The sequence below is a fragment of the Flavobacterium sp. LHD-85 genome, from assembly GCF_030929595.1.
Lineage (GTDB): Bacteria > Bacteroidota > Bacteroidia > Flavobacteriales > Flavobacteriaceae > Flavobacterium.
Genome location: NZ_JAVFVR010000016.1, coordinates 77,470 through 102,771 on the forward strand (window position 1 = coordinate 77,470; position 25,302 = coordinate 102,771).

General features: G+C 32.7%; 26 protein-coding genes. 18 read left to right on the forward strand and 8 right to left on the reverse strand.

Features of this window, described 5'->3' with window-relative positions; all coding sequences use genetic code 11:
- Positions 1–46 precede the first annotated feature (46 nt).
- From RB618_RS20420 to RB618_RS20475, 12 genes are all read left to right on the forward strand, one after another.
- Positions 47–658 carry a fumarylacetoacetate hydrolase family protein gene (locus tag RB618_RS20420; RefSeq protein ID WP_308070476.1) on the forward strand — a complete coding sequence of 204 codons (612 nt, stop codon included), beginning with the start codon at positions 47–49 and terminating at the stop codon, positions 656–658.
- Complete coding sequence (locus tag RB618_RS20425; protein ID WP_008468078.1) at positions 658–1,002, forward strand: Hpt domain-containing protein; 345 nt, start codon at positions 658–660, stop codon at positions 1,000–1,002. Before RB618_RS20420 ends, RB618_RS20425 begins: the two co-directional genes overlap by 1 nt.
- Before the next feature lie 182 nt (positions 1,003–1,184).
- Positions 1,185–2,438, forward strand: a complete 1,254-nt coding sequence (locus RB618_RS20430) for a CinA family nicotinamide mononucleotide deamidase-related protein (protein WP_308070478.1) — start codon at positions 1,185–1,187, stop codon at positions 2,436–2,438.
- A 71-nt stretch (positions 2,439–2,509) separates the two neighbouring features.
- Positions 2,510–2,746 (forward strand): 50S ribosomal protein L28, encoded by a 237-nt coding sequence (rpmB, locus tag RB618_RS20435; RefSeq protein ID WP_008468080.1) that lies wholly within the window; start codon positions 2,510–2,512, stop codon positions 2,744–2,746.
- A 27-nt stretch (positions 2,747–2,773) separates the two neighbouring features.
- Positions 2,774–2,956, forward strand: a complete 183-nt coding sequence (gene rpmG, locus RB618_RS20440) for a 50S ribosomal protein L33 (RefSeq protein WP_008253902.1) — start codon at positions 2,774–2,776, stop codon at positions 2,954–2,956.
- 73 nt (positions 2,957–3,029) lie between these two features.
- Complete coding sequence (locus RB618_RS20445; RefSeq protein WP_008468081.1) at positions 3,030–3,182, forward strand: DUF4295 domain-containing protein; 153 nt, start codon at positions 3,030–3,032, stop codon at positions 3,180–3,182.
- Positions 3,183–3,369: 187 nt separating this feature from the next.
- Positions 3,370–4,323 (forward strand): signal recognition particle-docking protein FtsY, encoded by a 954-nt coding sequence (gene ftsY / locus RB618_RS20450; protein WP_111426652.1) that lies wholly within the window; start codon positions 3,370–3,372, stop codon positions 4,321–4,323.
- A 6-nt stretch (positions 4,324–4,329) separates the two neighbouring features.
- Positions 4,330–4,500, forward strand: coding sequence for a hypothetical protein (locus RB618_RS20455; protein ID WP_308070479.1), 171 nt, complete (start codon positions 4,330–4,332; stop codon positions 4,498–4,500).
- Positions 4,501–4,520: 20 nt separating this feature from the next.
- Positions 4,521–5,120, forward strand: coding sequence for a zinc-dependent metalloprotease family protein (locus RB618_RS20460; protein WP_308070480.1), 600 nt, complete (start codon positions 4,521–4,523; stop codon positions 5,118–5,120).
- A gap of 492 nt (positions 5,121–5,612) precedes the next feature.
- Positions 5,613–6,053 carry a lipocalin family protein gene (locus RB618_RS20465; RefSeq protein WP_308070481.1) on the forward strand — a complete coding sequence of 147 codons (441 nt, stop codon included), beginning with the start codon at positions 5,613–5,615 and terminating at the stop codon, positions 6,051–6,053.
- On the forward strand, positions 6,034–6,330 hold the full coding sequence (locus RB618_RS20470) for a DUF721 domain-containing protein (RefSeq protein ID WP_308070482.1): 297 nt from the start codon (positions 6,034–6,036) through the stop codon (positions 6,328–6,330). Before RB618_RS20465 ends, RB618_RS20470 begins: the two co-directional genes overlap by 20 nt.
- A gap of 131 nt (positions 6,331–6,461) precedes the next feature.
- Positions 6,462–7,181: a hypothetical protein gene (locus tag RB618_RS20475; protein ID WP_308070483.1), complete on the forward strand. Its 720-nt coding sequence runs from the start codon at positions 6,462–6,464 to the stop codon at positions 7,179–7,181.
- A 65-nt stretch (positions 7,182–7,246) separates the two neighbouring features.
- Here RB618_RS20475 and RB618_RS20480 read toward each other — a convergent pair whose 3' ends face one another.
- The 3 genes from RB618_RS20480 to bshC all read right to left on the reverse strand — a co-directional run bounded on the left by RB618_RS20480 (position 7,247) and on the right by bshC (position 10,874).
- Positions 7,247–7,666 carry a nucleoside-diphosphate kinase gene (locus tag RB618_RS20480; protein WP_308070484.1) on the reverse strand — a complete coding sequence of 140 codons (420 nt, stop codon included), beginning with the start codon at positions 7,664–7,666 and terminating at the stop codon, positions 7,247–7,249.
- Positions 7,667–7,888: 222 nt separating this feature from the next.
- Positions 7,889–9,160 (reverse strand): DUF5009 domain-containing protein, encoded by a 1,272-nt coding sequence (locus RB618_RS20485; RefSeq protein ID WP_308070485.1) that lies wholly within the window; start codon positions 9,158–9,160, stop codon positions 7,889–7,891.
- A gap of 124 nt (positions 9,161–9,284) precedes the next feature.
- Entirely contained in the window at positions 9,285–10,874 is a 1,590-nt protein-coding gene (bshC, locus tag RB618_RS20490) for a bacillithiol biosynthesis cysteine-adding enzyme BshC (protein ID WP_308070486.1), read from the reverse strand.
- A gap of 267 nt (positions 10,875–11,141) precedes the next feature.
- On the opposite strand from bshC, the gene RB618_RS20495 reads away from it, so the two are divergent.
- The 4 genes from RB618_RS20495 (at position 11,142) to RB618_RS20510 (ending at position 14,824) form a co-directional block, all read left to right on the forward strand.
- A complete protein-coding gene (locus RB618_RS20495; protein WP_308070487.1) occupies positions 11,142–12,419 on the forward strand; it encodes an MFS transporter in 1,278 nt (425 codons plus the stop codon).
- 103 nt (positions 12,420–12,522) lie between these two features.
- Positions 12,523–12,777 (forward strand): autorepressor SdpR family transcription factor, encoded by a 255-nt coding sequence (locus RB618_RS20500; protein ID WP_111378348.1) that lies wholly within the window; start codon positions 12,523–12,525, stop codon positions 12,775–12,777.
- A gap of 4 nt (positions 12,778–12,781) precedes the next feature.
- Entirely contained in the window at positions 12,782–13,444 is a 663-nt protein-coding gene (locus tag RB618_RS20505; RefSeq protein WP_308070488.1) for an SdpI family protein, read from the forward strand.
- 18 nt (positions 13,445–13,462) lie between these two features.
- A complete protein-coding gene (locus RB618_RS20510; RefSeq protein ID WP_308070490.1) occupies positions 13,463–14,824 on the forward strand; it encodes an alpha/beta hydrolase in 1,362 nt (453 codons plus the stop codon).
- A gap of 73 nt (positions 14,825–14,897) precedes the next feature.
- Here RB618_RS20510 and RB618_RS20515 read toward each other — a convergent pair whose 3' ends face one another.
- Positions 14,898–18,974, reverse strand: a complete 4,077-nt coding sequence (locus RB618_RS20515; protein ID WP_308070491.1) for a T9SS type B sorting domain-containing protein — start codon at positions 18,972–18,974, stop codon at positions 14,898–14,900.
- A 114-nt stretch (positions 18,975–19,088) separates the two neighbouring features.
- Here RB618_RS20515 and RB618_RS20520 point away from each other — a divergent pair, with 114 nt between their 5' ends.
- Positions 19,089–21,272, forward strand: a complete 2,184-nt coding sequence (locus RB618_RS20520; protein WP_308070492.1) for a radical SAM protein — start codon at positions 19,089–19,091, stop codon at positions 21,270–21,272.
- 9 nt (positions 21,273–21,281) lie between these two features.
- Here the strand turns inward: RB618_RS20520 and RB618_RS20525 are convergent, their stop codons facing one another.
- The 4 genes from RB618_RS20525 to RB618_RS20540 form a co-directional block, all read right to left on the reverse strand.
- Entirely contained in the window at positions 21,282–21,812 is a 531-nt protein-coding gene (locus RB618_RS20525; RefSeq protein WP_308070493.1) for a hypothetical protein, read from the reverse strand.
- Positions 21,813–21,899: 87 nt separating this feature from the next.
- A complete protein-coding gene (locus tag RB618_RS20530) occupies positions 21,900–22,664 on the reverse strand; it encodes an MBL fold metallo-hydrolase (protein ID WP_308070494.1) in 765 nt (254 codons plus the stop codon).
- An 85-nt stretch (positions 22,665–22,749) separates the two neighbouring features.
- Complete coding sequence (locus tag RB618_RS20535) at positions 22,750–23,436, reverse strand: response regulator transcription factor (RefSeq protein ID WP_308070495.1); 687 nt, start codon at positions 23,434–23,436, stop codon at positions 22,750–22,752.
- Complete coding sequence (locus RB618_RS20540; protein WP_308070496.1) at positions 23,433–24,698, reverse strand: HAMP domain-containing sensor histidine kinase; 1,266 nt, start codon at positions 24,696–24,698, stop codon at positions 23,433–23,435. The genes RB618_RS20535 and RB618_RS20540 overlap by 4 nt, the downstream gene beginning before the upstream one ends.
- 165 nt (positions 24,699–24,863) lie before the next feature.
- On the opposite strand from RB618_RS20540, the gene RB618_RS20545 reads away from it, so the two are divergent.
- Positions 24,864–25,280, forward strand: a complete 417-nt coding sequence (locus RB618_RS20545; RefSeq protein WP_308070497.1) for a DUF1573 domain-containing protein — start codon at positions 24,864–24,866, stop codon at positions 25,278–25,280.
- Positions 25,281–25,302: the final 22 nt, after the last annotated feature.

Here is a 25,302-nt window from a genome sequence, read left to right on the forward strand (position 1 = left end):
TTCCTTAGAAATTTAGCGTCTTAGTATCTTATAACCTATAAAAAAGATGAAAATTATCTGTGTCGGCAGGAATTATGCCAATCATATAGAAGAGTTGAAAAACGAACGCCCAAGTGAGCCTGTTGTTTTTATGAAACCAGATTCTGCTGTTTTGCTGAAACAGCATCCGTTTGTCATTCCAGAGTTTTCTGAAGATGTCCATCATGAAGTTGAGATAATCGTAAAGATTAATAAAGTTGGGAAATATATTGAGCCAAAATTTGCTCATAAATATTATGATGAAATTAGTGTTGGAATCGATTTTACAGCACGAGATCTGCAAAGTAAGTTAAAAGAAAAAGGACTTCCGTGGGAAAAAGCCAAGGCATTTGACGGTTCAGCGGTTATTGGTGATTTTTTACCAAAAGATAACTTTGTTTCTATGGAAAACCTTAATTTTGAATTAAGAACAAATGGAGAAATAGTTCAAAAAGGAAACTCAAGTATGATGCTTTGGAAAATTGACGAATTGATTTCTCATGTATCTCAGTTTTTTACTTTAAAAATTGGAGATATTATTTTTACAGGAACGCCTGCAGGTGTTGCGGCTGTAAAACCAAATGATGTTTTAGAAGGCTTTTTAGAAGATAAAAAATTATTCAGAATACAAGTAAAATAATGGCTTTAAAGTACAACCTTTCGAAAGTTTATGCGCTTTCAGATAATGACCCTGAATTTGTAAATCAGATTTTAACTTTATTTGTTACAGAGGTTCCAGAAGATTTGAAACAAATTAAAGAAGGAATAAAAAAGAAGGATCATAAATATGCTTATTCCTATGCTCATAAAATAAAGCCTACATTGGATCTAATGGGATTGAATGTGGCTTTTGAAGAAATTTTGCAGGTAGAAGCCTGGACAAAGGCTGAGGGCAAGAAAAAAGATATTATCGAAACTTTTAAAAGTATTAAGGTACAAGTAAAAGAAGCGATTAAAGAAATTAAAAAAGACTTTGATCTTTAATATAAATTTGACTTATTCCTGGTTTATTTAAAATTGAGGGATAAGTCAAAATCATTTTTTAAATTTTGTAAGCGGCTTGTAGTCTGTAAAAGCTGTTGATACCTTCCTCCAAGACAAAATTTAAATTTTCTACTTATAAATTATGGCTTACTTAGTGTAAGAAACAAAAATATTTCACTGATATGAAAGCAGCAATTATTACTATTGGAGATGAAATCTTAATTGGCCAAATCGTAGATACAAATTCGGCTTTTATTGCTAAATCACTTGATAGAATTGGGGTTGAGGTGGCAGAGATGCTATCAATAAGCGATGATAAAAAGCATATTTTAGACACTTTTGCGCAATTGCAAAATAGAGTAGATGTTGTAATTGTAACTGGCGGATTAGGTCCGACAAAAGATGATGTTACAAAGAAAACGTTTTGTGAATATTTCGATGATGAGTTGGTTGTAGATCAAAAAGTTTTGGCGCACGTAACAGAATTAATTGAAGGTTTTTATAAAAGACCAATTTCTCAATTGAACAAAGATCAAGCTCTAGTTCCATCAACTTGTACTGTTTTGCATAATAAAGTGGGAACTGCCCCAGGAATGTGGATGAAGAAGGAAAACACGGTTTTTATTTCGCTTCCAGGTGTGCCGTATGAAATGAAATATTTGGTCGAAGAAGAAATAATTCCAAAAATTGTTCGCGAATACAAACGTCCTTATATTATCCATAAAACAATTTTAACTTATGGTCAAGGCGAAAGTTTAGTTGCAGAACGTATTGAGCAATGGGAAAATAATCTTCCTGAATTTATAAAATTGGCTTATTTGCCAAATCCAGGAAGAGTTCGTCTGCGTTTGACCGCGCGAGGAACTGATAAAGAAGAACTGGAAGAGGCGATAGAATCTAATGTTCAATCTTTAGATGCTATAATTCATGATATAATTGTAGGTTACGAAGAAAATGAAACAATTGAAACTGTAATAGGTAAATTGCTTTCTAAACAAAATAAAACCGTCTCAACAGCAGAAAGTTGTACAGGAGGAAGAATTGCTTCATTGCTGTCATCTGTTCCGGGCTCGTCAAGCTATTTTAAAGGAAGTGTTGTTTCTTATGCAACAGAAGCCAAAGTAAATGTTTTGGGAATTTCACAAAATTTAATTGATCAGTTTTCAGTCGTAAGTGCTGAGGTTGCGTCGGCTATGGCTTTGAGTGTTAAAGAATTGCTGAAAACAGACTATGCGCTTGCTACGACAGGTAATGCGGGACCTTCAAAAGGAGATTCTGATGCCGAAATAGGTGCAGTTTTTATTGCTTTAGCCACACCAAACGGAGTAATTGTGGAAGAATTTAACTTCGGACAACCGCGTGAAAAAGTGATAGATAGGGCATCAGTTAAGAGTTTGGAAATATTACAGAAAGAAATTTTAAAATTTGTGCAATAATTTTTTGCTACAATGGTTTATTTTTCTTTTCTTTGCACCCTGATTTTGAATAACGATAAAAGATAAGTATAATGTCAAGAGTTTGTGACCTTACAGGTAAAAGAGCGATGGTAGGAAATAACGTTTCTCACGCTATGAACAAAACTAAGAGAAAGTTTTCTGTAAACTTAGTTAAAAAGCGTTTTTATCTTCCAGAAGAAGATAGATGGATTACTCTTAGAGTAGCAGCATCTACGATAAAAACAATTAATAAAAATGGAATCACTGCAGTTTTGAAAAAAGCGCAGTCAGAAGGATTTATCAAATAATCTTTTCCTAAATAAATATATAGCAAGATGGCAAAGAAAGGTAATAGAATCCAAGTAATTTTAGAATGTACTGAGCACAAGACTTCTGGTGTTCCAGGAACTTCTAGATATATTACAACTAAGAACAAAAAAAACACTCCAGATAGATTAGAGATTAAAAAATTTAATCCAATCTTAAAAAGAGTAACTGTTCACAAAGAAATTAAGTAATAATTAGAGATTTTGATAAAATCTCAAATGATTTTGCATTTGAAAATTTATCGAATTCCAAAACATTTGAATCATGGCAAAGAAAACCGTAGCATCGTTACAAACATCTTCTAAGAGATTATCAAAAGCCATCAAAATGGTAAAATCTCCTAAAACTGGTGCATATACATTCGTAGAATCTATTATGGCTCCTGAAGAAGTTGATGAATTCTTGAAAAAGAAATAATTACAATTACATTATATAGAAAAGCTACTTTCATTCGGAAGTAGCTTTTTTATTACCTATATTTGTCTAAAAATTTAAAGAATCGTAACAATTGATTGTTTTTTGAAAAACAATTGCACTTTCTTTAAAGATTTGGATTTCTTGTCTGAAAAGCGAGAAATCTAGTAAATCTAATAATCTACAAAAAATGAGTTTTTTTAAAAAATTATTCTCTAGCGAAAAAAAAGAGACTTTAGACAAAGGTCTTGAAAAAACAAAAACTACTTTTTTCTCGAAGTTAAGCAAAGCCGTTGCAGGAAAATCTAAAGTTGATGATGATGTTTTAGATAATTTGGAAGAAGTACTTGTTGCTTCTGACGTTGGAGTAAATACTACATTAAAAATCATTGAAAGAATTGAGAAACGTGTTGCTGAAGATAAATATCTAGGGACAGAAGAGTTGAATCAGATTCTGCGTGATGAAATTGGTGCTTTGTTGTCTGAAACTAATACAGGTGAAGCAACCGAATTTGAAATTCCGAAAGATAAAAAGCCTTATGTTTTAATGGTTGTTGGAGTAAATGGAGTGGGCAAAACAACAACGATCGGTAAATTGGCTTATCAGTTTAAAAAAGCGGGTCATAATGTGGTTTTAGGTGCTGCAGATACTTTTCGTGCTGCTGCAATTGATCAATTGCAAGTTTGGGCAGATCGTGTAAATGTGCCGATTGTAAGACAGCAAATGGGAAGTGATCCTGCTTCTGTAGCTTTTGACACTTTGCAATCTGCTGTGGCTCAAAATGCAGATGTTGTTATTATTGACACTGCTGGTCGTCTTCATAATAAAGTAAACTTGATGAATGAGCTGACAAAAGTAAAACGTGTAATGCAGAAAGTGGTTGCCGATGCGCCTCACGATGTGCTTTTAGTTTTGGATGGTTCAACAGGACAGAATGCTTTTGAACAGGCAAAACAATTTACAGCTGCAACAGAGGTAACTTCATTAGCAGTTACTAAATTGGACGGAACAGCAAAAGGTGGAGTTGTAATTGGTATTTCTGATCAATTTCAAATTCCAGTTAAATATATTGGTGTCGGCGAGGGAATTGAAGATTTGCAAGTCTTTAATAAGTATGAATTCGTTGATAGTTTCTTTAAATAATTTATAATGAAAAATATATCAGCTTTAACCTTTTATTTTGCTAGTGTATTATCTTTTGTTCTGGCAAATGTTTTAAAGGATAAAAATCTTTCAGTATATTATATTTTGCTGGTTTTAGGAATTGTTTTATTCTTTTTAGGAGTTCTTAAGAAAAGAAAAACCAATAAAAATAATTGATATAGTTTTCTTTGACTAATATGAAATACAGTATTTTCATTTTTATTTTTTGTTTATGCTGTTGTGTAAACAAACAACAGAATGAAAATACTGAAAAAAATCAAACAGTTATAGTGATACAGCCTTTGGGTGATTTTGAACTTAATCAATCTCAAAAAGTTTTAGCTGAAATAAAAACAATTAGCCCAAATGTTGTTTTAAGACAAAATATAGACTTTCCTAGAAATTCTTTTTACAAGCCTCGCAATAGATATCGTGCTGACAGTATTATTAAAAATCTTAAAAATAATATTGGCAATGATTCCGTGATTGTTGGGTTGTCGCATTTTGATATTAGCACAACAAAAAACGATATTAAAGATTGGGGTGTAATGGGTTTGGGTTACATGCCAGGAACGGCTTGTGTTGTTTCGGATTTTAGATTGTCTAAAAAACACAGAAATAACCAGTTTTATAAACTAATTCTGCATGAATTAGGTCATACAGCGGGTTTGCCACACTGCAAAATTAAGACGTGTTTAATGCGTGATGCTAAAGGCGGAAACCCACTGAATGAAGAAAAAGACTTTTGTAAAAACTGTAAAAGGTTTTTAAAAAATAAGGGATGGCAATTGATTTAAAGTGAAATTCTTCGCTTATTGATATATAGTATTAATTTTTTCCCATAATGGTTTATCAAAATCAGATAGGACGAGATTTGCATTATCGGTAGTATCTTCCATTCTTCATTTGGAATTATATCGTTTTTCCATTTTTCTTTATTAGCATTATTAATCCGCTTGCTTTTGCTACAATATTCTAAAGTTTTACATATACATTAAGATGTCAGGATGGTAAAAACAATTTCGTTAATGTTTTTGCTTTGGGGTTTAGCTGAGAATTTGCAAAATTGTTTAATGTGTTTTTCGATTTTTTATTTCTTTTGATAATTATAAGGTTATCTTTGTAGTTCGATAAAATTTCTTTTGAAAACGGGAGCCCTAGCCCTGATGGGAGCGGCATCCTTTTGTGTCCGCCACGGCGGACACAAAAGATATAGCGGACAGCAGGATCAGCTCCTAATTCTTCGACTTCATTCTAAAAAAAAAGAATAATTTTTAATATTTTTATTTATGAAAAATACTTTCATAGTTTTGTTTTGTTCGCTTTTGTTTGTGAGTTGCAAACAAGAATTAAAACCTGCAGATATTGCTAAATTGAATGGCTATTGGGAAATTGAAAAAGTAGTTTTTGAGAAAGGTGAAGAGAAGGAGTATAAAATGAACGAGACTTTTGATTTTTTTCAAATTAAGAATAATAAAGGTGTTCGAACGAAAGTGATGCCACAGTTTGATGGGACTTTTTTAACAACAGATACTTTTGAAAATGTTTCGGTTCGTTTTGCCGGAGAGCAGGTTTTCTTGGATTATAAAACAAAGTATGCAAAATGGAGTGAAGAAATTATTTCGCTTTCAGATGACAAATTAGTGGTTAAGAACCCGCAAAAGATAGAGTATCATTATAAAAAAGCTGGACCAGTAAATTTATTAAACGATGGCGAAAAGACTAAATAACGAAAGTACTATTAGTGCTGTACTACAGCAGATTATTCAAGTGAATAAATTGCAGCCAGGCATGGATCAGATTGATGTTCGTGACGCTTGGAAAAATCTCATGGGAAGCGGTGTGAATACTTATACTCGAAATGTTGTACTGAAAGGCAGTACACTTTATGTGGAATTAGGGTCTTCTGTTTTACGTGAAGAGTTGACTCACGGAAAGTATAAAATCGTAAAAATGATCAATGAAGAATTGGGCCGCGAAGTGGTGAAAGACGTGATTTTGCGGTAGTTTTTTTTAGTAAGATAAATTTTAAAATTAATTAACACTTCTATTGTGAGGTGTTTTTTTTTACGATACATTTGGGCAGTTATTTCTTTAAAATAGCGTCTTTTTTATAAACCCAAAACAATAAAAAATCAATGAAAAAAATTTTACTAATTTTAACTGTATTATTTACGTTAACTGGTTATTCACAAAAGAAAAAAGTTGCTGTTGTTGCTTTTTATACTGACAAAACAATTGATCTTTCAGAGCTTGGTTTAAGTGCTGTTGCGGCAGTAACAGATTTAGGAAACAATCCAAATTTTAACCTACAACCAATTTTGGAAAAGTATCACAATGCTTTTTTTAATGATTATTCTAAAAAGTTTCCATTCGATTTACTTCCTGAAACAGATGTAACTCAAAAACAAGAGTATATTGACTATATTCCTCATTTTGATAGAGAGGGAGAAAAAGGAAAATATATTATCAATTACCCTGGATATAAATATATCTATGAGGGAACAAACGGTTCGGCAAATGAGGTAGCGACAGCTACTATGTTTAAAGATAATGCAGATGGTGTCTTGTTTACAGAGATTCACTTTGCTGTGGTAAAAGGGTTTGCAGTTGGCGGAACTGGTACTGTTAAAATGAGAGCTTATGCAAGAATTGCTTTGTATGATAAAAATGGAAAAAAAGTTTTTGCTTTTAATGAAGGAGCAAATTCAAAGAAAACTGGAACAATAGTAGGAGGAATTCCTGTTTTATCTTTTGATAAAGTATTGCCAATGTGCGAAAGCGCATTAGACGAACTTTTAAAAGATTTGGATGGAAGAGTTGAGAAAATGGTAAAGAAGACTTCTGAAAGTCTTTAATGATTATAAGTAAATAAAAAAACCGCTTCAGTTATGAAGCGGTTTTTTTTATGATTTAAGAAGTCTTAGAATTGCTCTCTTCCTGCAAAGTGGAATGCACTTTCGATAGCAGCGTTTTCGTTGCTGTCAGATCCGTGAACTGCATTTTCTCCGATAGAAGTAGCGTATGCTTTACGAATAGTTCCTTCAGCAGCTTCTGCTGGGTTTGTAGCACCGATTAAAGTTCTGAAATCTTCTACTGCGTTGTCTTTTTCTAAAATAGCAGCAACAATTGGTCCACGAGACATAAATTCAACTAATTCTCCGTAGAAAGGTCTTTCTGCGTGAACTGCGTAAAATGCTTTTGCATCTGCTACAGTTAATTGAGTTAATTTTAATGAAACGATTTTGAAACCACCATTAGTAATCATTGCTAAGATATTCCCGATGTGTCCGTTTGCAACAGCATCTGGTTTAATCATTGTAAAAGTTCTATTTGTTGCCATTTTATATTTTATTAAATTTTGTGCAAAAGTATACTTTTTTTGTGAATTGATTTTAATAAAATCATAATTAAAACGCTTTAGAATGATGTTTTGATTAGAACAAGTTTTTTGAAAACCATAAAAGTGATATAAGTTCATTTAAATAGCGATGCGGAGAATATTTATTGTAAATTTTGCATTACTTCTAAAATGAACTTATATCACTTATATGGTGAAACAATTTTATACCTTGAATATTAATTTGTTTCTATAGAAAATCCATAAAATAAAAGTCCAGATTGTTACATAGGTTAATGCGCCTGCTAAAGAAGCACTCATTGGATTGCTGAAAAATGGCGCGATTCCAAAACGGTATAAATATTCTAAAAGGTTAATTTGTTCGCCAGCAAGTAATGGATGTTTAAAACGAATCATTACCAGAGCTTGTGGAATAATTTGCGAAGCAAAGAAAACAATCATGGGATTTACTCCCCATATGACAAATAATTTAAAGCCTTTTTTGTATTCTTTGATGTCAATGATGTAATATAAAATGGTTAAACATACTGTTGCTAATCCTGTAGTATATATTACATAACTGCTTGTCCAAATTGATTTGTTTATAGGGAAAACTAAATCCCACATTAATCCAAAAAAGATAAGTGATGTGCCAATCATGCCCATTCTTTGAGCTTTCTGGATTTTAGTTAAACTAAGAAGTAGAATTTGGCCGATAAATAAACCAATAATTCCGTTTACAATTGACGGAAGCGTACTCAAGATTCCTTCAGGATCCCAAGTATTGGTTTCATGATACATATGTCCTTTTAGGAAGACGCTGTCCACCCAAGCGGCTAAATTGGTTCCTTTCTCTAAACTAGCTTCTCCAAATCCTGGAACCGGAATTAAAGTCATAACAGCCCAATAGCCTAAAAGTAAAACGATTCCCGTAATAAGCTGTGTTTTTCGTGATGTTTTTAAATATAAAAGCGAAACTACAAAATAGACCACTGCAATACGCTGCAGTACTCCAGGAAGTCTCACATCTGCATAATTTTCAAAACCTCCATAAGCTAGAATGAGATATATGGCTAATATGCTAAAGGCAAAAATGTTTTTTAGTCTGTTGCTAAAATTTCCCATTAAAGCATAACCAACAGCAAAAGTAATAACCAATCGGCCGATCAGAAGTGGAATTCCGTCTAAACCAAATAACTGAATTTTGCCAAAGAAATTAAAGAAAATCCCCAAACAGAACATTCTTAAAGAACGAATCAGGATTTTGTTGAATGTTGTTTCGTCGTATTTTTTGTCGGGCATTGCAAGCGGAACTGCAACTCCCATTATAAATATGAAAAAAGGAAATACAAGATCTGTTGGTGTACAGCCATTCCATTGTGCGTGCAAAAGCGGAGGGTAAACATTTCCCCAATCACCAGGATTGTTTACAATTGTCATCAATAGAATAGTCAGTCCGCGAAAGACATCAAGCGAAATTAGGCGTTCTCTTACCATTAGGTTAGTTCGTTAATAGGTTATAAAATATAATTCTATTTGGTTTGAGAGAGCAATAATTTAGGAAATGTGCTGGTTATTTGTTCCGAAATTAACGCTTTTGAATTTCTAAAGATAATTATTTTTAGATGATTATGATGTCAAAATTATGTTCTAAAGGCTTTAATTTTTGAATTAAAAGCGGAATCAATTGTTCTCCTTTTTCTAAATAAAATTCAGAAAAATTAGCTTGGCGTTCTTGAAGGCTATTGTTCGGAAATAATTCACATTGTAAATCGGTAACACGTTCCAATTGATCGGCCAGTTTTCTTTTTTGCGCTTTTAATAAACGCTTTTCTAGATTTTCTAAACCTTTCTTTTGTTTTACTTCTTGTGCTTTTACAGCTCCAGAGAAAGATTTATCTGTTTTTTCGGCCAATTCAAAAAGGTAGGCAAACTGCTTTTCAAGTGCTTCCTTTTGAGGAGTTAAATCTATTGGAAATGGAGAAAGTTTATGAGTGATCTCATTAATTAAATTCTCTGATTTGCTGAATAAATCTTTCCATGATAAATTTAAATTATCAGCTTTTTTAACTTGTTTTTCGGTTGCCAGAAGAACAGAATTTCGGACTAATACTATTGGGAAAGTGATATTTACAGCATCAAAGAAAGCTTTCAGTTCTAACCAATAAGCGATTTCTCCGCCTCCGCCAATGTAGCAAAGATTAGGTAGAATAATTTCTTGATATAATGGACGCATAATTACGTTTGGACTGAATTTTTCTGGATTACTTTCCAGTAATTTTAGAATTTCTTCTTTAGAAAATGAAATTTTGGTATTGTTAACCCAATATTTGCCATTTTCAAAAATGATTCTTTCGCGCAGTTTATCTTCAATATAAAATAAATTGATTTCGCGCGGATTTACCTGAACGGTATATGCGGCGAGCTCTTCAATTGATTTTTGAACTTCTTTAAACGAAGTCTGATTTTCTAATTCTTCTTTTGCATACGGAATAAAAGCACGTTTCAAATCGGCATCATCTGCATCTATAATTACTAAGCCATAGCTAGCGAAAAGTGTATTTGCTAAATAGCGGGTTGCATCTGCTAAATTTTCATGTTTTAAGTAAGCATCTTCAAAAAGCTTTTTCAGTGCATTTGCATTTGTGCTTGAGCCTAATTCCTGAGAATAAATTTCAAATAAATCTTCCAAACCATCAGTCGAAAGTCTTCCGACTGGACCAGTGCTTTCGGCATTCCAGCGGATCTTTTTTCCTTTAAAATTAAAATAATTAATTTCTTCAAAATCGTGATCTTCTGTCGCCATCCAGTAAACTGGGACAAAATTGGAGGAAGGATATTTCGATTTTAATTCTTTGGTTAAATTAATTGTTGAAATGATTTTATATAAAAAATATAATGGTCCGCTAAATAAATTCAGTTGGTGACCAGTGGTAATAGTAAAAGTATTTTCGAGTGCTAAAAGCGAAATATTCTGTCTTGTTAAATCTGAAATTTCAATGTTTTGATATTGCTTTTGCAATGTGTCAACCAATACAGCTCGGTTGTTGTTGTCAAAATTTGCTGATTTTTCGGCAATTTGTTTTTCGAAATTTTCTAAGACTGGAAAATTATTGTACAGCGGTTTTAATTCTGGTTTTTGATCTAAATAATCCTGCATTAGTTTAGAGAAATATCCAGAAGATTGAAAGCTGATACAGTCGGTAGGCATAATTTTAAGTTTATTTTTGATAGCTGTAAATTTAATGAAAATATACAGTTAAAAACGCTATTAACAATTGCTTAAGATTTGATTTTTTTCTGATGCTTTTAAAAACGTTGTAATCAGGATTTTAAAATCTGATTATACGTGATTGTGAAAAATTGAAAATTTAGATAATTTGTTAAAATTATAAAGTAGTGGCAAAAGTAATTTGTCTAAATATGAGTTTTTAATAATGAAACTCTATTTTTGCAAATAAAAAAGATATCAATTTTCATGAAAAATAACCCGAATAAAAAGAACTCCCTAAAACATGTTCTTTTTGGAAGCCTTATAGGTACTACAATCGAATTTTTTGATTTTTATATTTATGCTAATGCAGCCGTATTAGTTTTTCCGCAATTATTTTTCCCTAGTTCAGATTCGACAATGGCGACTCTGGAATCTTTAGCAACCTTTTCAATTGCTTTTTTATCACGTCCGTTAGGTTCTGCATTTTTTGGACATTACGGAGATAAAATCGGACGTAAATTCACTCTCGTTGCTGCTTTATTAACAATGGGAATTTCTACTGTGACAATTGGTTTTCTGCCAAGTTATGCTAGTATTGGTGTTGTTGCCCCTTTATTGTTAATGCTTTGTCGTTTCGGGCAAGGAGTTGGTTTAGGAGGCGAGTGGGGAGGAGCAGTTTTGCTTGCCATCGAGAATGCACCGCCAAATAAACGTGCTTGGTATGGAATGTTTCCACAATTAGGCGCTCCAATCGGATTGTTGCTTTCAGGCGGAACATTTTTATTGCTTACCGATTCAATGAGTAATGAAGATTTTATGGATTATGGCTGGAGAATTCCATTTATTGCCAGCGCGCTTTTAGTAATTGTTGGTTTTTATATCAGAACAAAAATTACCGAAACTCCTTCATTTGAACAAGCTAAAAAACACGAAGAAGAAGTAAAAGTGCCATTTTTAGAATTGGTGAAATCCTATAAAAATCAATTGATCTTCGGAACTTTCGCGGCGATTACGACCTTTTTAGTTTTTTATTTGATGACAGTTTTCACTCTAAGTTGGGCAACTTCTGATTTAGGAATTGTAAAAAGAGACGGGTTATTGATTCAATTATTCTCAGTATTATTCTTTGCACTTTTTATTCCGGTTTCGGCAGTCGTTGCAGATAAAATCGGACGTCGTAAAATGCTTATTGCAGCGACTGCGGCTATTGCCGTTTTCGGTTTTTTCTTTTCTTATTTCTTAAGTTCAGGAAATATAACTTTGGTAACTGTTTTCGCTTGTATTGGAATGTCTTTGATGGGATTCACATATGGGCCTTTAGGGACTTTCTTGTCTGAGTTATTTCCAACCAATGTTCGTTATTCGGGAGCGTCATTAACGTTCAATATGGCAGGAATCCTCGGCGCAGCTTTTGCACCGATGATTGCAATTTGGCTGGCTAAGACGTACGATGTGAGTTATGTAGGCTTTTATTTAGTTGCAGCTGCACTTATATCTTTAGTTTCATTTTTGGTAATTAGCAAAGACGAACATAAGTTTTAAATAAATTTATTTTAAAATATTTGAAAGCAGTAATGTAAAAAATTACTGCTTTTTTTTGTTTGTTTAAAAAGTATTTAGATATTTGTCTAAATATATAAATGTAATGAATGATATTTTTAAAGCATTAAATGATGCGACTAGAAGAGAGATTCTGGATCTTTTAAAGCAAAAAGATATGTCGGCAGGAGAGATTGCCGATGCTTTTAATATTTCAAAGCCAAGCATTTCTCATCATTTAGATATTTTAAAACGAGCTGATTTAATTACATCTGAAAAAAACGGACAATTCATCATTTATTCCATCAATACCACCATAATGGAAGATGTTTTGCAATGGATATTAACCTTTAAACAATAATAAAATGAATTTAGAATTGAAAAAAGAACTTCCCCTAATTGGAATTGTTTTGATTCCTTTTGTTTATTTGGCCACAATTTGGAACACACTTCCTGAAAGAGTTCCTATACATTGGAATTACAAAGGAGAAATTGATAATTGGGGTGATAAGTTTAGTTTGGTTTTTTTGCTTTTTATGCTTCCTGTTTTGATGTATGTCTTAATGACTGCGGCATCTAAAATTGATCCAAAAAAGAGAATTTTATTAATGGGAAGAAAGTTTTATCAGCTTAAATTTTTCTTGGTTTTATTTATGTCCGTATTGGCTTCGTTTTTTGTTTACTTGGCCAAAAACCAATCGCTCTCTAGTCCTGGTTTAATGTATGTAGCTGTTGGAGTGCTATTAGTTATATTCGGAAACTATTTTAAAGTTATTCAGCCTAATTATTTTATCGGAATTCGTACCCCTTGGACGTTGGAAAATCAGCAGGTTTGGAAAGCGACACATGCTTTTGCTGGAAAATTATGGCTTGCAGGCGGTTTAGTAATAATATTGGGAGGTCTGATATTTTCGGGATTTAATTTTTCTAAAATTTTTGTTGGTATAGGAATTACTATTGCCGTTGTCCCTATGATTTATTCTTATTTCAAATTTAAAAGTCTCGATAAAAAAGAAGGTAATCTTTAACTAAATTAATTAATGAAAATGAAAAAAATAATACCTCTTTTGTTTATACTTTTTAGCTTTTCTCAATCATTTGCACAAGATATTTCGGGACAATGGAATGGAGTTTTAAAAGTTCCCAGTTCTGAATTAAGAATAGTGGTAAATATCACTAAAACTGAAAAAGGATATACTTCAACAATGGATAGTCCCGACCAAGGTGCAAAAGGAATTCCAGTAGCTAAAACCACTTTTGAAAATAATGTGTTGAGATTGGACATTGCTCCTCAAGCTGGAGTTGTGTATGAAGGGAAATTAAATGAGAATAAATTTACTGGCAAGTTTACTCAAAATGGCCAGTCTTTAGAACTTGATTTGGCAAAGGGAAATGTTCAAATTCTAAGACCTCAAGAACCTAAACAGCCATTTCCTTATTATACAGAAGATGTAAAATTCGAAAATATAAAAGATCAAGTGACTCTGGCAGGAACTTTATCGTTGCCTAAAAAAGAAGGTAATTTTCCAGTAGTTATTTTAATTTCTGGAAGCGGTGCGCAAAATCGAGATGAAGAAATGCTTCAGCATAAACCTTTTCTAGTTTTAGCTGATTATCTTACCAGAAAAGGAATCGCTGTTTTACGCTTTGATGATCGTGGTTTTGGAGAGTCTACGGGTGATTTTAAAAGTGCAACGACTACAGATTTTGCGAAAGATGTACAGGCAGGAATTGACTATTTAAAAACTCGAAAAGAAATCAATAAAAAGAAAATTGGTTTAATTGGGCATAGCGAAGGAGGAGTAATTGCGCCAATTGTAGCTGGAAATTCTAAAGATATTGCATTTATTGTTTTAATGGCAGGAACGGGAATTCGTGGTGATAAATTGCTTCTCTTGCAAAAGGAATTGATCGAAAAACAAATGGGAGTTTCTGAAGAAGAAGTAAAAAGAGGACAGGAAACTTATAAAGAAGTTTATGAACTTATAACTTCCAGTTCTGCAATTGACGAAAAACTTAAGAAAGATGTTAAAAATATTTTTGAGTCTAAACTTGGCGTAACAGACAAAATAGCAGAGGCTTATACCGCTGAAGTAACAAATCCTTGGATATATGATTTCCTTAAACTGGATCCTGCTCCGTATTTAGAAAAAGTAAAATGCCCAGTTTTGGCAATTAACGGAAGCAAAGATGTGCAAGTTCCTCCTGAAGCAAATCTTCAAAATATTCAAAGAGCCTTAACAAAAGGGGGAAATAAGAAGATTACAATAAAAACACTTCCAAATTTAAATCATTTATTTCAAGAATGTAAAACAGGATCGCAATTTGAATATGGAGCAATTGAGCAAACAATATCTCCGACAGCATTAGAAGAGATTTCAAGTTGGCTTTTGTTGCAGACGAAATAAAATTATTGAATCGCAAAGATTTATACAATTGAAAAGGGTTTCTTTTTAAACATAAATCTTTGCGGTTTTTGCTTTATCTCTTTAAAGAAAAATGGCCTCTATATTCTGTTCCATTTATTCTGGTAGCGGTAAACCAATAATCTGATGTAGGTAGTTGATTACCGAGATAAGTTCCGTTCCAAGAAGTATTTAATGCCAATTCTTTAATTAATTTTCCGTATCGATCAAATATTCTAATAGATGAATTAGGAGCCAAATAATCTGGATCAATTGTCCAAGTGTCATTAAAACCGTCGCCATTTGGCGTAAAGAATTTTGGAAACGGAAGTTCATTAACCAAATGAATACAATCTCCAGCTGCAGCCTCTAAAATACTTATTGTTACAGGGATTCTATCGCTTTCACAAGTGTTTATTGTTTGAGAAGCGTAATAGGTAATTCCATTTTCAAGAGAAGTTGATTCTGATAAATTACTTGTAGACGAAGAACTGTCATACCATTTGATGTTTTGACCATTAATTTCAATGTCGCTTATTTTTGAGCTTTTCTGAATACAGAATTGCTGTGGAGAATTGGCTATTGGAATTTGCGTGTCTTGTACTTTTACAGTTATTAAAAATTTTTCGCTTTCGCAGTTGTTTAGAGTTTGACTAACATAGTACTTTCCATTTTGTAATAAAGTTGTTTCTTGCAAAATATTTCCATTTGTTGCAGCATCGTACCATTTAAGTGCAGTTCCTGCTATATTTAGATTTTCAATTGTCGCTATTTCATCAATACAAAACTGCTGATTATTATTTCCAGTTGGTAAAGGTGTGTTGTATACATGAACAAGAAAAGGAGTTCGGTCACTATCACAGCCAATTGTTTGCGAAGCATAATACGTTCGATTATTTTCTAAAAGAGTTGTATTTGGTAAAACAGAGGCAGAGAAACTCGTATCAAACCATTTTATATTTTGTCCCGTTATTTGAATGTCATTAAGAGTTTTATTTTCCTTTTTACAAAACGATTGTTCAGGATTTCCAGTTGGAGCAGGAGGTGTGTTTACAACAGAAACTGTAACTCCAAATCGAGAGCCTTCGCAGTTATTTATGGTTTGAGAAGCGTAATATGTTTTTCCGTCTACAAGAACAGTAGTTTCTGGTAATAAATTACCATTAGTTAACGCATCAAACCATTTTATTGAATTTCCAGTAACTTGAAGATCTGCAATTGTTGGATTTTGTCCTGTGCAAAATGGTTGATTTGCTTCTCCACTTGGAGCAAGTGTATTCTGAATATTAATAGTTACAGGAGTTCTCTCGCTTTCGCAACCATTTATAGTTTGAGAGGCATAATAAATGGCTCCATTTTGAAGTGTAGTTGTATTAGATAAAAGTGTTCCCGCTGTTTGCGCATTGTACCACTTTATATTTTGCCCTGTAATTTGAATTTCATTTATAGTTGCATTTTGATTACCACAGAAAGTTTGTAAAGGATCTGCTGATGGTAAAGGCTGGCCAGTAATAGTAACAGTTTGGTTTTGGGTTGATGTATTTCCGTTTCCGTCATCGTAATTCCAAACAATAGTATAAGTCCCCGGTAAATTGTAAAATAGAGGATTTGTAGTTGTTCCATCAATAGATCCGGCACAAGTATCGGTTGCGGTTGGAATCGTGGCTAATACTGTATTACAGTCTCCAGTTATAATTGGTAAGGTAGCAATATTAGGAACAGGGGCTTCTGTGTCTCCAATTTTAATATTAATTTTTTTGATGCCATCACAACCACCAGTTCCGGTAATTAAACAGCTATACTCTCCGGAATTAATTAACGATACGTTTGTAATTGTTGGATTTTGGTCTGTTGATGTAAATCCGTTTGGACCAGTCCAATAATAATCAGTCCCGCCCGATGCTTTTAGTTCTAATGTTTTGTTAGTACAGATTGGTGAATTTGAAGAAATTTCAGGAGTTTTAATTAGAGGATCTTCGGAAAATTTCATTAAAAAAAAATTTTTATTGCCCAAAATATTAGATTGATAAGAACTTGCATCAGCAATGTCATCATTGAAACTTGATAATCCAGCGACAAAAATTGAACTGTCAGTATGTAAAGCTATTTTTATAGTATTATCATTGCCAATATATGTTCCCCAAATAAAAAGACCCTCTTTAGAAAATTTACCAGTATATCCATAGTGAGTCCTAATTCGATCTGGTTTGTAAGAACATGGAGTGGTTAGTTTATAATCAGTTTTAAAATCCATATTTCCGCCTCCAATGTAAAGTGAATTATTTTGAAAGACTATAGAAGAAATGTTAATATCTCCAACATAAGTACCCCATATTCTTTGTCCTTGAACATTTAGTTTTGCTAATAAACCTTTGTAAAGATTTGGATTTGAGTCTTCAAATGTTCCAGATGTCGTAATATTGTCACTACTATAAGTGTATCCACCGATATAAATATTTTCTTCATTATCAATTTCGACAGATTCAATATTTTCCATCGGGGAGCTACCACCATAATAACTGCCCCAAATTCTTTCTCCGTTTATGGAAAACTTACAAACGTATCCATCTCCTAGAAAATTAGAGTTTGGTTTTTCCTGAAAAACACCAGTAGTTGCCATATTGTTTGTGCTTTTAGTAGACCCACCAGCAACTAAGTAAGAATCCTTTATTGTGATAGCATTTAAATTATCATTTCCATCCCCTCCAACATAAGTGCTCCATATTAAATTTCCATTTTTATTAAATTTTGTAATAAACGCGTCTGTATTTATCCCATATGGACTTGCTGAATAACTTAATTCAGTTTGAAATTTACTGTTTATAGCGATATTTGTTTTACTGGAAGTTGTACCAACAATGTAAACATTATCATTAATGTCAATATCCAATTTATTTGCATAGTCATAATCTTCACCACCAAAATAGGTTCCCCATTGCCTTGCACCATTACTATTAAATTTTACTAGGAAAGCATCTGAAGATCCCTTTAAATTTGGCTGAAAAGATCCCACAGTACTGATGTTTGTCTCTGACCCTGTATAGCCTGTAATTAAAACATTATTTTGTGAGTCAGTTTTTACACCATAAATATAAACATATTGTGTGCCAGCATAGTAGGTTCCCCATAGTCTATTACCATTTTTATCAAACTTAAAAAGAATACCATTTGTAATTGAATTGACATACGGATGACTTCCGCTTGTTTGATGTGCCCCAGAAGTAGCATAAGAAGGACTTTGAGAAGTTGTAGTTCCCGAAACATAAGCATTTCCTAAGGAATCAGTCGTTAAGTCAGAAGGATACCAATTTGCTGCATCCAATCCAGTTTCATCTCCATAAAAAGTCCCCCAAAGTCTAATCGGCACAGGATCAATTACAACTTTTTTCCCAATTAAAAAGTTTGCTGAACGAAATCCATAAACATCTTTTTTTATTTTTTGATACCCAACAACAATCGCTTTTTTTTGTCCTTTTTCTTCAATCCAACTTACAGGAAGCGTTTCTTCCATTTTTCCAAAACGAACATTCATTTGGATTTTATTATCAACCAAACTGGTTTCTGCTCCATTAAACTTTAATTGAATATCAGAGATTTTTCCTTTTGGGTGAATGACAAAATTATATTCTACTGTTTTTTGTAGATCTTCAGGAATTGTAAAAATAACATCAATATTGGGATAAATATTTTTGTAGGTAATTTGTTTGTACTTATAAACACCGGTAACTCCTTCAGGTTTGTTAGGGATATTGTAGTAATTATCAAAATCCGTTGATTTTTGTTCTGCAATTAATTCAACTTTAGAATTGGAATTTACGAAGTCAATATCGATTCGATGAAAGGAATATTCAAGATTAAATTCTTCTTTTTCTTGATTGTTTTTTTCGGGAATTAAATAAGGAAGTGTTTTTGCTGTTACAGAACGAACAATTGGCGTCTTTTTTACTTCATAAACATCATATGAAAAACCATTTTTCTTCAATTGAACATTCAAACCATTAGAATTCAATAAATATTTTACAGCAATATTTGATTTTCCATTTTGATCTATAATTTGTCCTTTATTTTCTGTAAAACCAATAGATTGATTTTTATTTTGAGAAAATGAATGTTGTGTTAGTAAGAAAAAAAGAAATAGTAATGTATGTTTCATTTTAATAATTTGGCTACTGGCAAATGTAATTAAATGTTTACAAACTCAAATCAAAAATTGAAACGCTGAAAAGTCTCAAAATATCCCGTATTTTTGCAAAAAAAAAATTCCCTTTTGAAAACGAAACTTTTTGTAATTACGCCGCCTTTTACCCAACTGAATACACCGTATCCGGCAACGGCGTATATAAAAGGTTTTCTGAATACCAAAAATATCGAATCGGTTCAGGCTGATTTGGGTATTGATGTGATTTTGGAATTATTTTCGAAAAAAGGATTACAAGATTTGTTTCAAGTTTCAGGTTCTGAAATCTCAGAGAACTCGAAACGTATTTTTGCTCTTCAGAACGAATACATCAAAACGATTGATCCTGTAATTCAGTTTCTGCAAGGAAAAAATCCAACGTTGGCATTGCAAATTTGTCAGGAAGATTTTCTGCCCGAAGCTTCTCGTTTTGCACAATTAGAAGAATTGGATTGGGCTTTTGGCTCAATGGGAACTCAGGATAAAGCAAAACATTTGGCTACGTTATATCTTGAGGATATTTCGGATTTTATTGTTGAATGTGTTGATGAAAATTTTGGTTTCAGCCGATATGCAGAACGTTTAGGACGAAGTGCTAATTCTTTTGATGAATTGTACGAAGCCCTTCAGCAAGAGCCAACTTATATCGATTCGATTCTGATTTCGCTTTTGAAAGCTAAAATTGAGACCGTAAAACCAACTTTATTTTTAATTTCCGTACCATTTCCTGGAAATTTATATAGCGCGTTTCGTTGCGCACAGTGGGTAAAACAAAATCATCCCGAGATAAAGATTTCGATGGGTGGAGGTTTTCCAAATACAGAATTACGTTCGCTTTCTGATAAACGCGTTTTTGAGTTTTTCGATTTTATCACTTTAGATGACGGAGAAGTTCCAATTGAGGAATTAATTTTCAATTTAGAAAATCCAGATTACAATTCTTATAAACGAACATTTTTGCTAGAAAATGGAGAAGTTGTCTATAAAAACAATTCTCTAAAATACGATTATAAACAATCTCAGGTTGGAACTCCAGATTACTCCGATTTGCCTTTGGATAAATATATTTCGGTTATCGAAATTGTAAATCCGATGCATAGAATGTGGAGCGATGGCCGTTGGAATAAACTCACAATGGCGCACGGCTGTTATTGGGGAAAATGTACTTTCTGCGATATTTCTTTAGATTATATAAAAGTTTACGAGCCCGTTGCGGCAAGTCTTTTATGCGATAGAATCGAAGAACTAATCGAGAAAACAGGCCAAAACGGATTTCATTTTGTGGATGAGGCCGCTCCGCCAGCTTTGATGCGTGCGTTGGCACTTGAAATTCTAAAAAGAAAACTGGCTGTAACGTGGTGGACCAATATTCGTTTTGAAAAAAGCTTTTCAAAAGATTTATGCCTATTGCTAAAAGCTTCTGGATGTATTGCCGTTTCGGGCGGTTTGGAAGTTGCTTCTGACCGATTATTAAAATTAATAGACAAAGGTGTTACCGTAGAACAAGTCGCAAAAGTGACTCGAAATTTTACCGAAGCTGGAATTATGGTACACGCGTATTTAATGTACGGATATCCAACACAAACGATTCAGGAAACAGTTGACAGTCTTGAAATGGTTCGTCAATTGTTTGAAGCGGGAGTTTTACAGTCGGGATTTTGGCATCAGTTTGCTTTGACGGCACATAGTCCGGTTGGATTGTATCCAGAACAATTTGGCGTGACCAAAAAAACAGAAACGATTGGAGCTTTTGCTAATAATGATATTGAGTACACCGATGCAACGGGAATCAACCACGATAAATTCAGTTTTGGATTAAAGAAATCGCTTTTTAATTTCATGCACGGAATCTGTTTTGATTATGAACTTCAAGAATGGTTCGATTTTAAAATTCCGAAAACAAAAATCCATCCCGATTTTATTTTTAATGCATTAGAAGAACGAAACGATTTCAATACAAAACCAAATGCAAAAGTGGTTTGGATTGGAGGAAAACCTACTGCAGAAATTTTTACAAAATCTAAAAAAGGAAGAAGCTGGGAAATGATGTCGCTAACGTTTCATGATAAAAAAGAAAGTTTCGATATTCAGACTAGTAAAGAAGAAGGCGAATGGCTACTTTCAATTTTGTCAAAAATAGCCGTTTCGGGTTCTAAAGGTTATACTTTTCAAGAAGTCAAAAATGATTTTGAAACTTCTTTAGAAGATTTTGAACTATTTTGGTATTCTAAACCAGTAAATACTTTGCGGGAGTTTGGATTACTTGTACTTTAAAAGTAATAATTAGTTTTTGGTTACCCAATAATGTAAATCTCTTTCTATATCATAAATCATTCTTTTTACACTTCTTCTGATTACGAAATAAGGGATTCCTAGCATTACAAACATGTGGAATAAAAGAAAAGGGAAAAAGATGAAAGGAGGAGAATTGTCACTAGGTATAAAAATAGAACTGAAAAGCGCAATCAAATAAAATAGAAGCACTACTCCTAAAACGAAAAACATTATTTTTCTGAAGCCATTAATTTCGGCATTTATATTTAATTGATTATTGTCTTCTTTAAATGTGCCAGTTACTTTTGCAAAAGAATAGTTAGTATCAAATAATTTTCGTCGTTTCTTTAACTCAAAATAATTATTAGAAATATTGCCTTTGTACTCATTTCTGCTGGATTGAAAAACTTCAAAAGGAACAAAACTTAAATCAGATTCATCAACATGACTTCTGAATTTCTGAATAAAATCTATTTTTGAAACTGGTAATTGTATAGAGATGTCTTTAACTAAGTGTATTTTTCTTAAAAAATCGGTCATTTATTTTGATTTGGTTAGCGAGCCAAATATACTATTTACGAGAGAATAAGAAATAAAAGCACAAAAAAAAAGATTTATTTTTTTAAGCTAATATTCAATGCATTCACCATCATTAGGAATAGAAGTTTTAGTCAAAAGCCCATGGTCTGAAAGTGCAGTTCTTAATTGCAATCTTGTGGTCGGACAATGATTTAACGCTTCTAAGTGATTGGCGAGGACTTTTCCTGGTGCAAGTGTCACGAATTTCAAAATATCATCCATTCGCATTAATAAAGGCTGACCAAAATCTAATCTTGCAGTTCCGCAGGCGACAATCGAAATGTCGGGTTTAAATTGCGTTAGAACTGTTTCTACATGTTCTGTAAAAATGGTATCTGAACTAATATAAATAGATTTTTGATCGGCTAGTTCTATGAGAAAGCCCATTACATTTCCCATTAATTTAGCAACAAATCCGTAGCCGTGTCTTGCAGGAATTCCTGTAATTTTTCCGTCTAGAAATTTTTGAGCTTCCCAATATTCTAAAGTTTGAATTACGCTTAATCCTCGTTGTATAAGTGCCTTTTCATCCTTAGAACTGCAGATTACGGGAATGCTTTTTCTTCTCAAAAAAACTTCTCCTGCTTTATCAATATGATCAGGATGCAAATGCGTAATCAAACAATGTGTTACACGGCTTAAAATTTCACGGCTGTTTTTGGGCAATGCCACTAGCGGATTTCGTTTTGGTTTATATCTGAAAATAGTAAAAGGCGGAATTGTTTTTCTTTTACCTAACATTGGGTCAACTAAAATGACATGCTTTTCTGTTTCAATTACCAAAGAGGCATTTCGCAAATGATGTAATTTCATATCCAAGAAAATTAGATATTAAAAATACAAAGTTTTTCTAAAAACTGCTTACAGATTTTTCTTTATTTTTAACAGAATTGTTATTTTACCCAATAGAAAATCTAAATCCAATTCCGTGCAGATTTTCTATTGAAATGCCTTCTTCATTTGCCAAGATTTTACGTAAACGCGAAATAAAAACATCCAAACTCCTTCCCATAAAATAGTCGTCTGTTCCCCATAAAGAGGTTAAGATTTGTTCGCGTTTTAAAACAGAGTTTTTATGATCCAAGAAAAGTTTCAGTAATTCGGCTTCGCGCTGTGTTAATCCAACTTTTTCTTCATCATTAAAAAGAATGAAATTTTTGGTGTCAAACTGATATTTGCCAACTTCATAAATCGTTTTTGCAACTGGAATGTTTTTCTGCGAACGCTTCAAGAAAATTTCAATTTTCAGCAATAATTCTTCAATACTAAAAGGTTTCACTAAATAATCATCGGCGCCTAAACGAAGACCTTTTATTCGATCTTCTTTTAAAGTTTTAGCCGAAAGAAAAATAATCGGAACATCAACATCAATTTTTCGAACGGCTTCGGCAAGTTCAAAACCATCCATTTTTGGCATCATAATATCAAAAATGCAAATATCAAATTCTTCTTCCTCGAAAATTTTCAGTGCCGACTTTCCATCAGAACAATGAATTACCTCATAATGGTTTTGCTCCAAATTGTCTTTGGTTAAAAACGCTAGAGTTTCATCGTCTTCGGCATATAGTATTTTGAAATTTCTCATTTTTTGTAAGGAATTGATAAAGTTAAGGTAATACCTTTTTCTGAATTATTTTCGGCTTTTATTTTCCAGTTTTGCAGGGTGCAGATTTCTTTTACATAGTATAAACCAAGTCCAAATCCGTTAACTTCGTTGCTTTTCTCATTCTGAACTCGGTAAAACTTATCAAAGATAAAAGATATTTTTTTAGGATTAATACCGATTCCATTATCAATAAACTCCAATTTTAAACAGTTATTATTTTCGATAATTTTTATCGTAACTTCTGGCTTTTCATTGCAGTATTTAATTGCATTATCTAGCAGATTGTAAACTAAATTGGCAAAATGAAAAGTATCTGTTTCTAGTAAGTATTCTCTTGAAACCGTTTCAATTGTAATAGAAGCTTCAGGATATTTTAATTTGATATTTTCTATTGCCTCTTCAATTATCGGAACAATTAAAATGTTTTCTTTTTTAAGTTCTAAAGGAGCATAATCAGACTTTGCAATATTTAGAATCTTTTCGATGTGACTATTTAACTTATTTCCCTGATTGATGATAATATCAGTATAAGTGTACAGTTTTTTATCTTCTTTAATTGGTTTTTGCTCAATCAGATATTTTGACGCAATCAGAATAGAAGCCAAAGGGGTTTTGAATTCATGCGTCATATTATTAATGAAATCACGCTGTAATTCTGAATACTTTTTATGCTGCAAAAGAGTAAAAATCGAGTAAACATAAATAAGCAGAATTAGAATCAATGCAGTTGAAAGGATAAACCAAAAACGCATCGAACTAAAAAGATAAGTCGTTTCGTTTGGAAAACGAACGGCAAAATAATAAACCAGATTTTTATGTTTAGGGAAATAAACAGTCTTTTTACATTCTGCTTTTTTCTTATAAAGCGAAATATAGTCACCATAGATCATTTCGTCGCTTTGGCAATTGTACATCGCGTATTCGAAATCGGTGGTAATATTCATTTTTTTGAATTCCGTTTTCAGATAAAATTCTAAAATATCGGGTTCAAATTCATTATCCACATTTACGATATAATAGTCATTTGCAATTTTCTGAACGGGATTCTGAACAGGGAGTTCGTGGTTGGTTCCTTCGTATAATTTTTTAGCCACTTCGAGCAAAGCAATATGCGCTTTCTGGCTCAGCTTTTTTTGTTCTATTGTAAAAGCCTCTTTTGTCCATAGCAATTGCGCTACCAAAATACTAATGATAGCTACTAATCCTAAGATAATGATGCTGTTGAGTTTATTAATTTTCAAGAATAAAGAATTTTGAGAGTGTAATATTAATCAATTTTGGCCTAAAAACAGGCGGTTAACAAGTCATTAACAAACGTTTGAAACCAGTTAACAGCGACTTGAATTTGTCTGAATTACCTTTGTAATATCAAAAATGAACTATAAACCATTTTAAATATATCAGTTATGAAAATGATCAAAATTTCGATGTTAGCTTTGGCTTTAGGCCTAATGTCTTTTTCTGCAATTGCTCCAGTACAATCTTTAGTTTCAGAAACTGAAATTTCAGGAACTGCAGGTTCTACAATTGCTTGGAAAGCAGAAACAATTGATGTGGGACAAATTCCGCAGGGAACTCCAAAAGCAATTGTTTACGAATTTAAAAATACAGGAAAAACGGCTGTTGTGATTACAAACGTGCAAGGATCTTGCGGATGTACAGCAACAGATTACACAAAAGAGCCAATTCAGGCTGGTAAATCTGGAAAAGTTACTGCAACTTACAATGCTGCAAACAAAGGCGCTTTTACAAAAACGGTAACTGTTACGACTAGCGCAGAAACAACACCAAAAGTACTTACTCTAAAAGGTACAGTTATTTAATTAGAATTTTAATAGGTTGGTT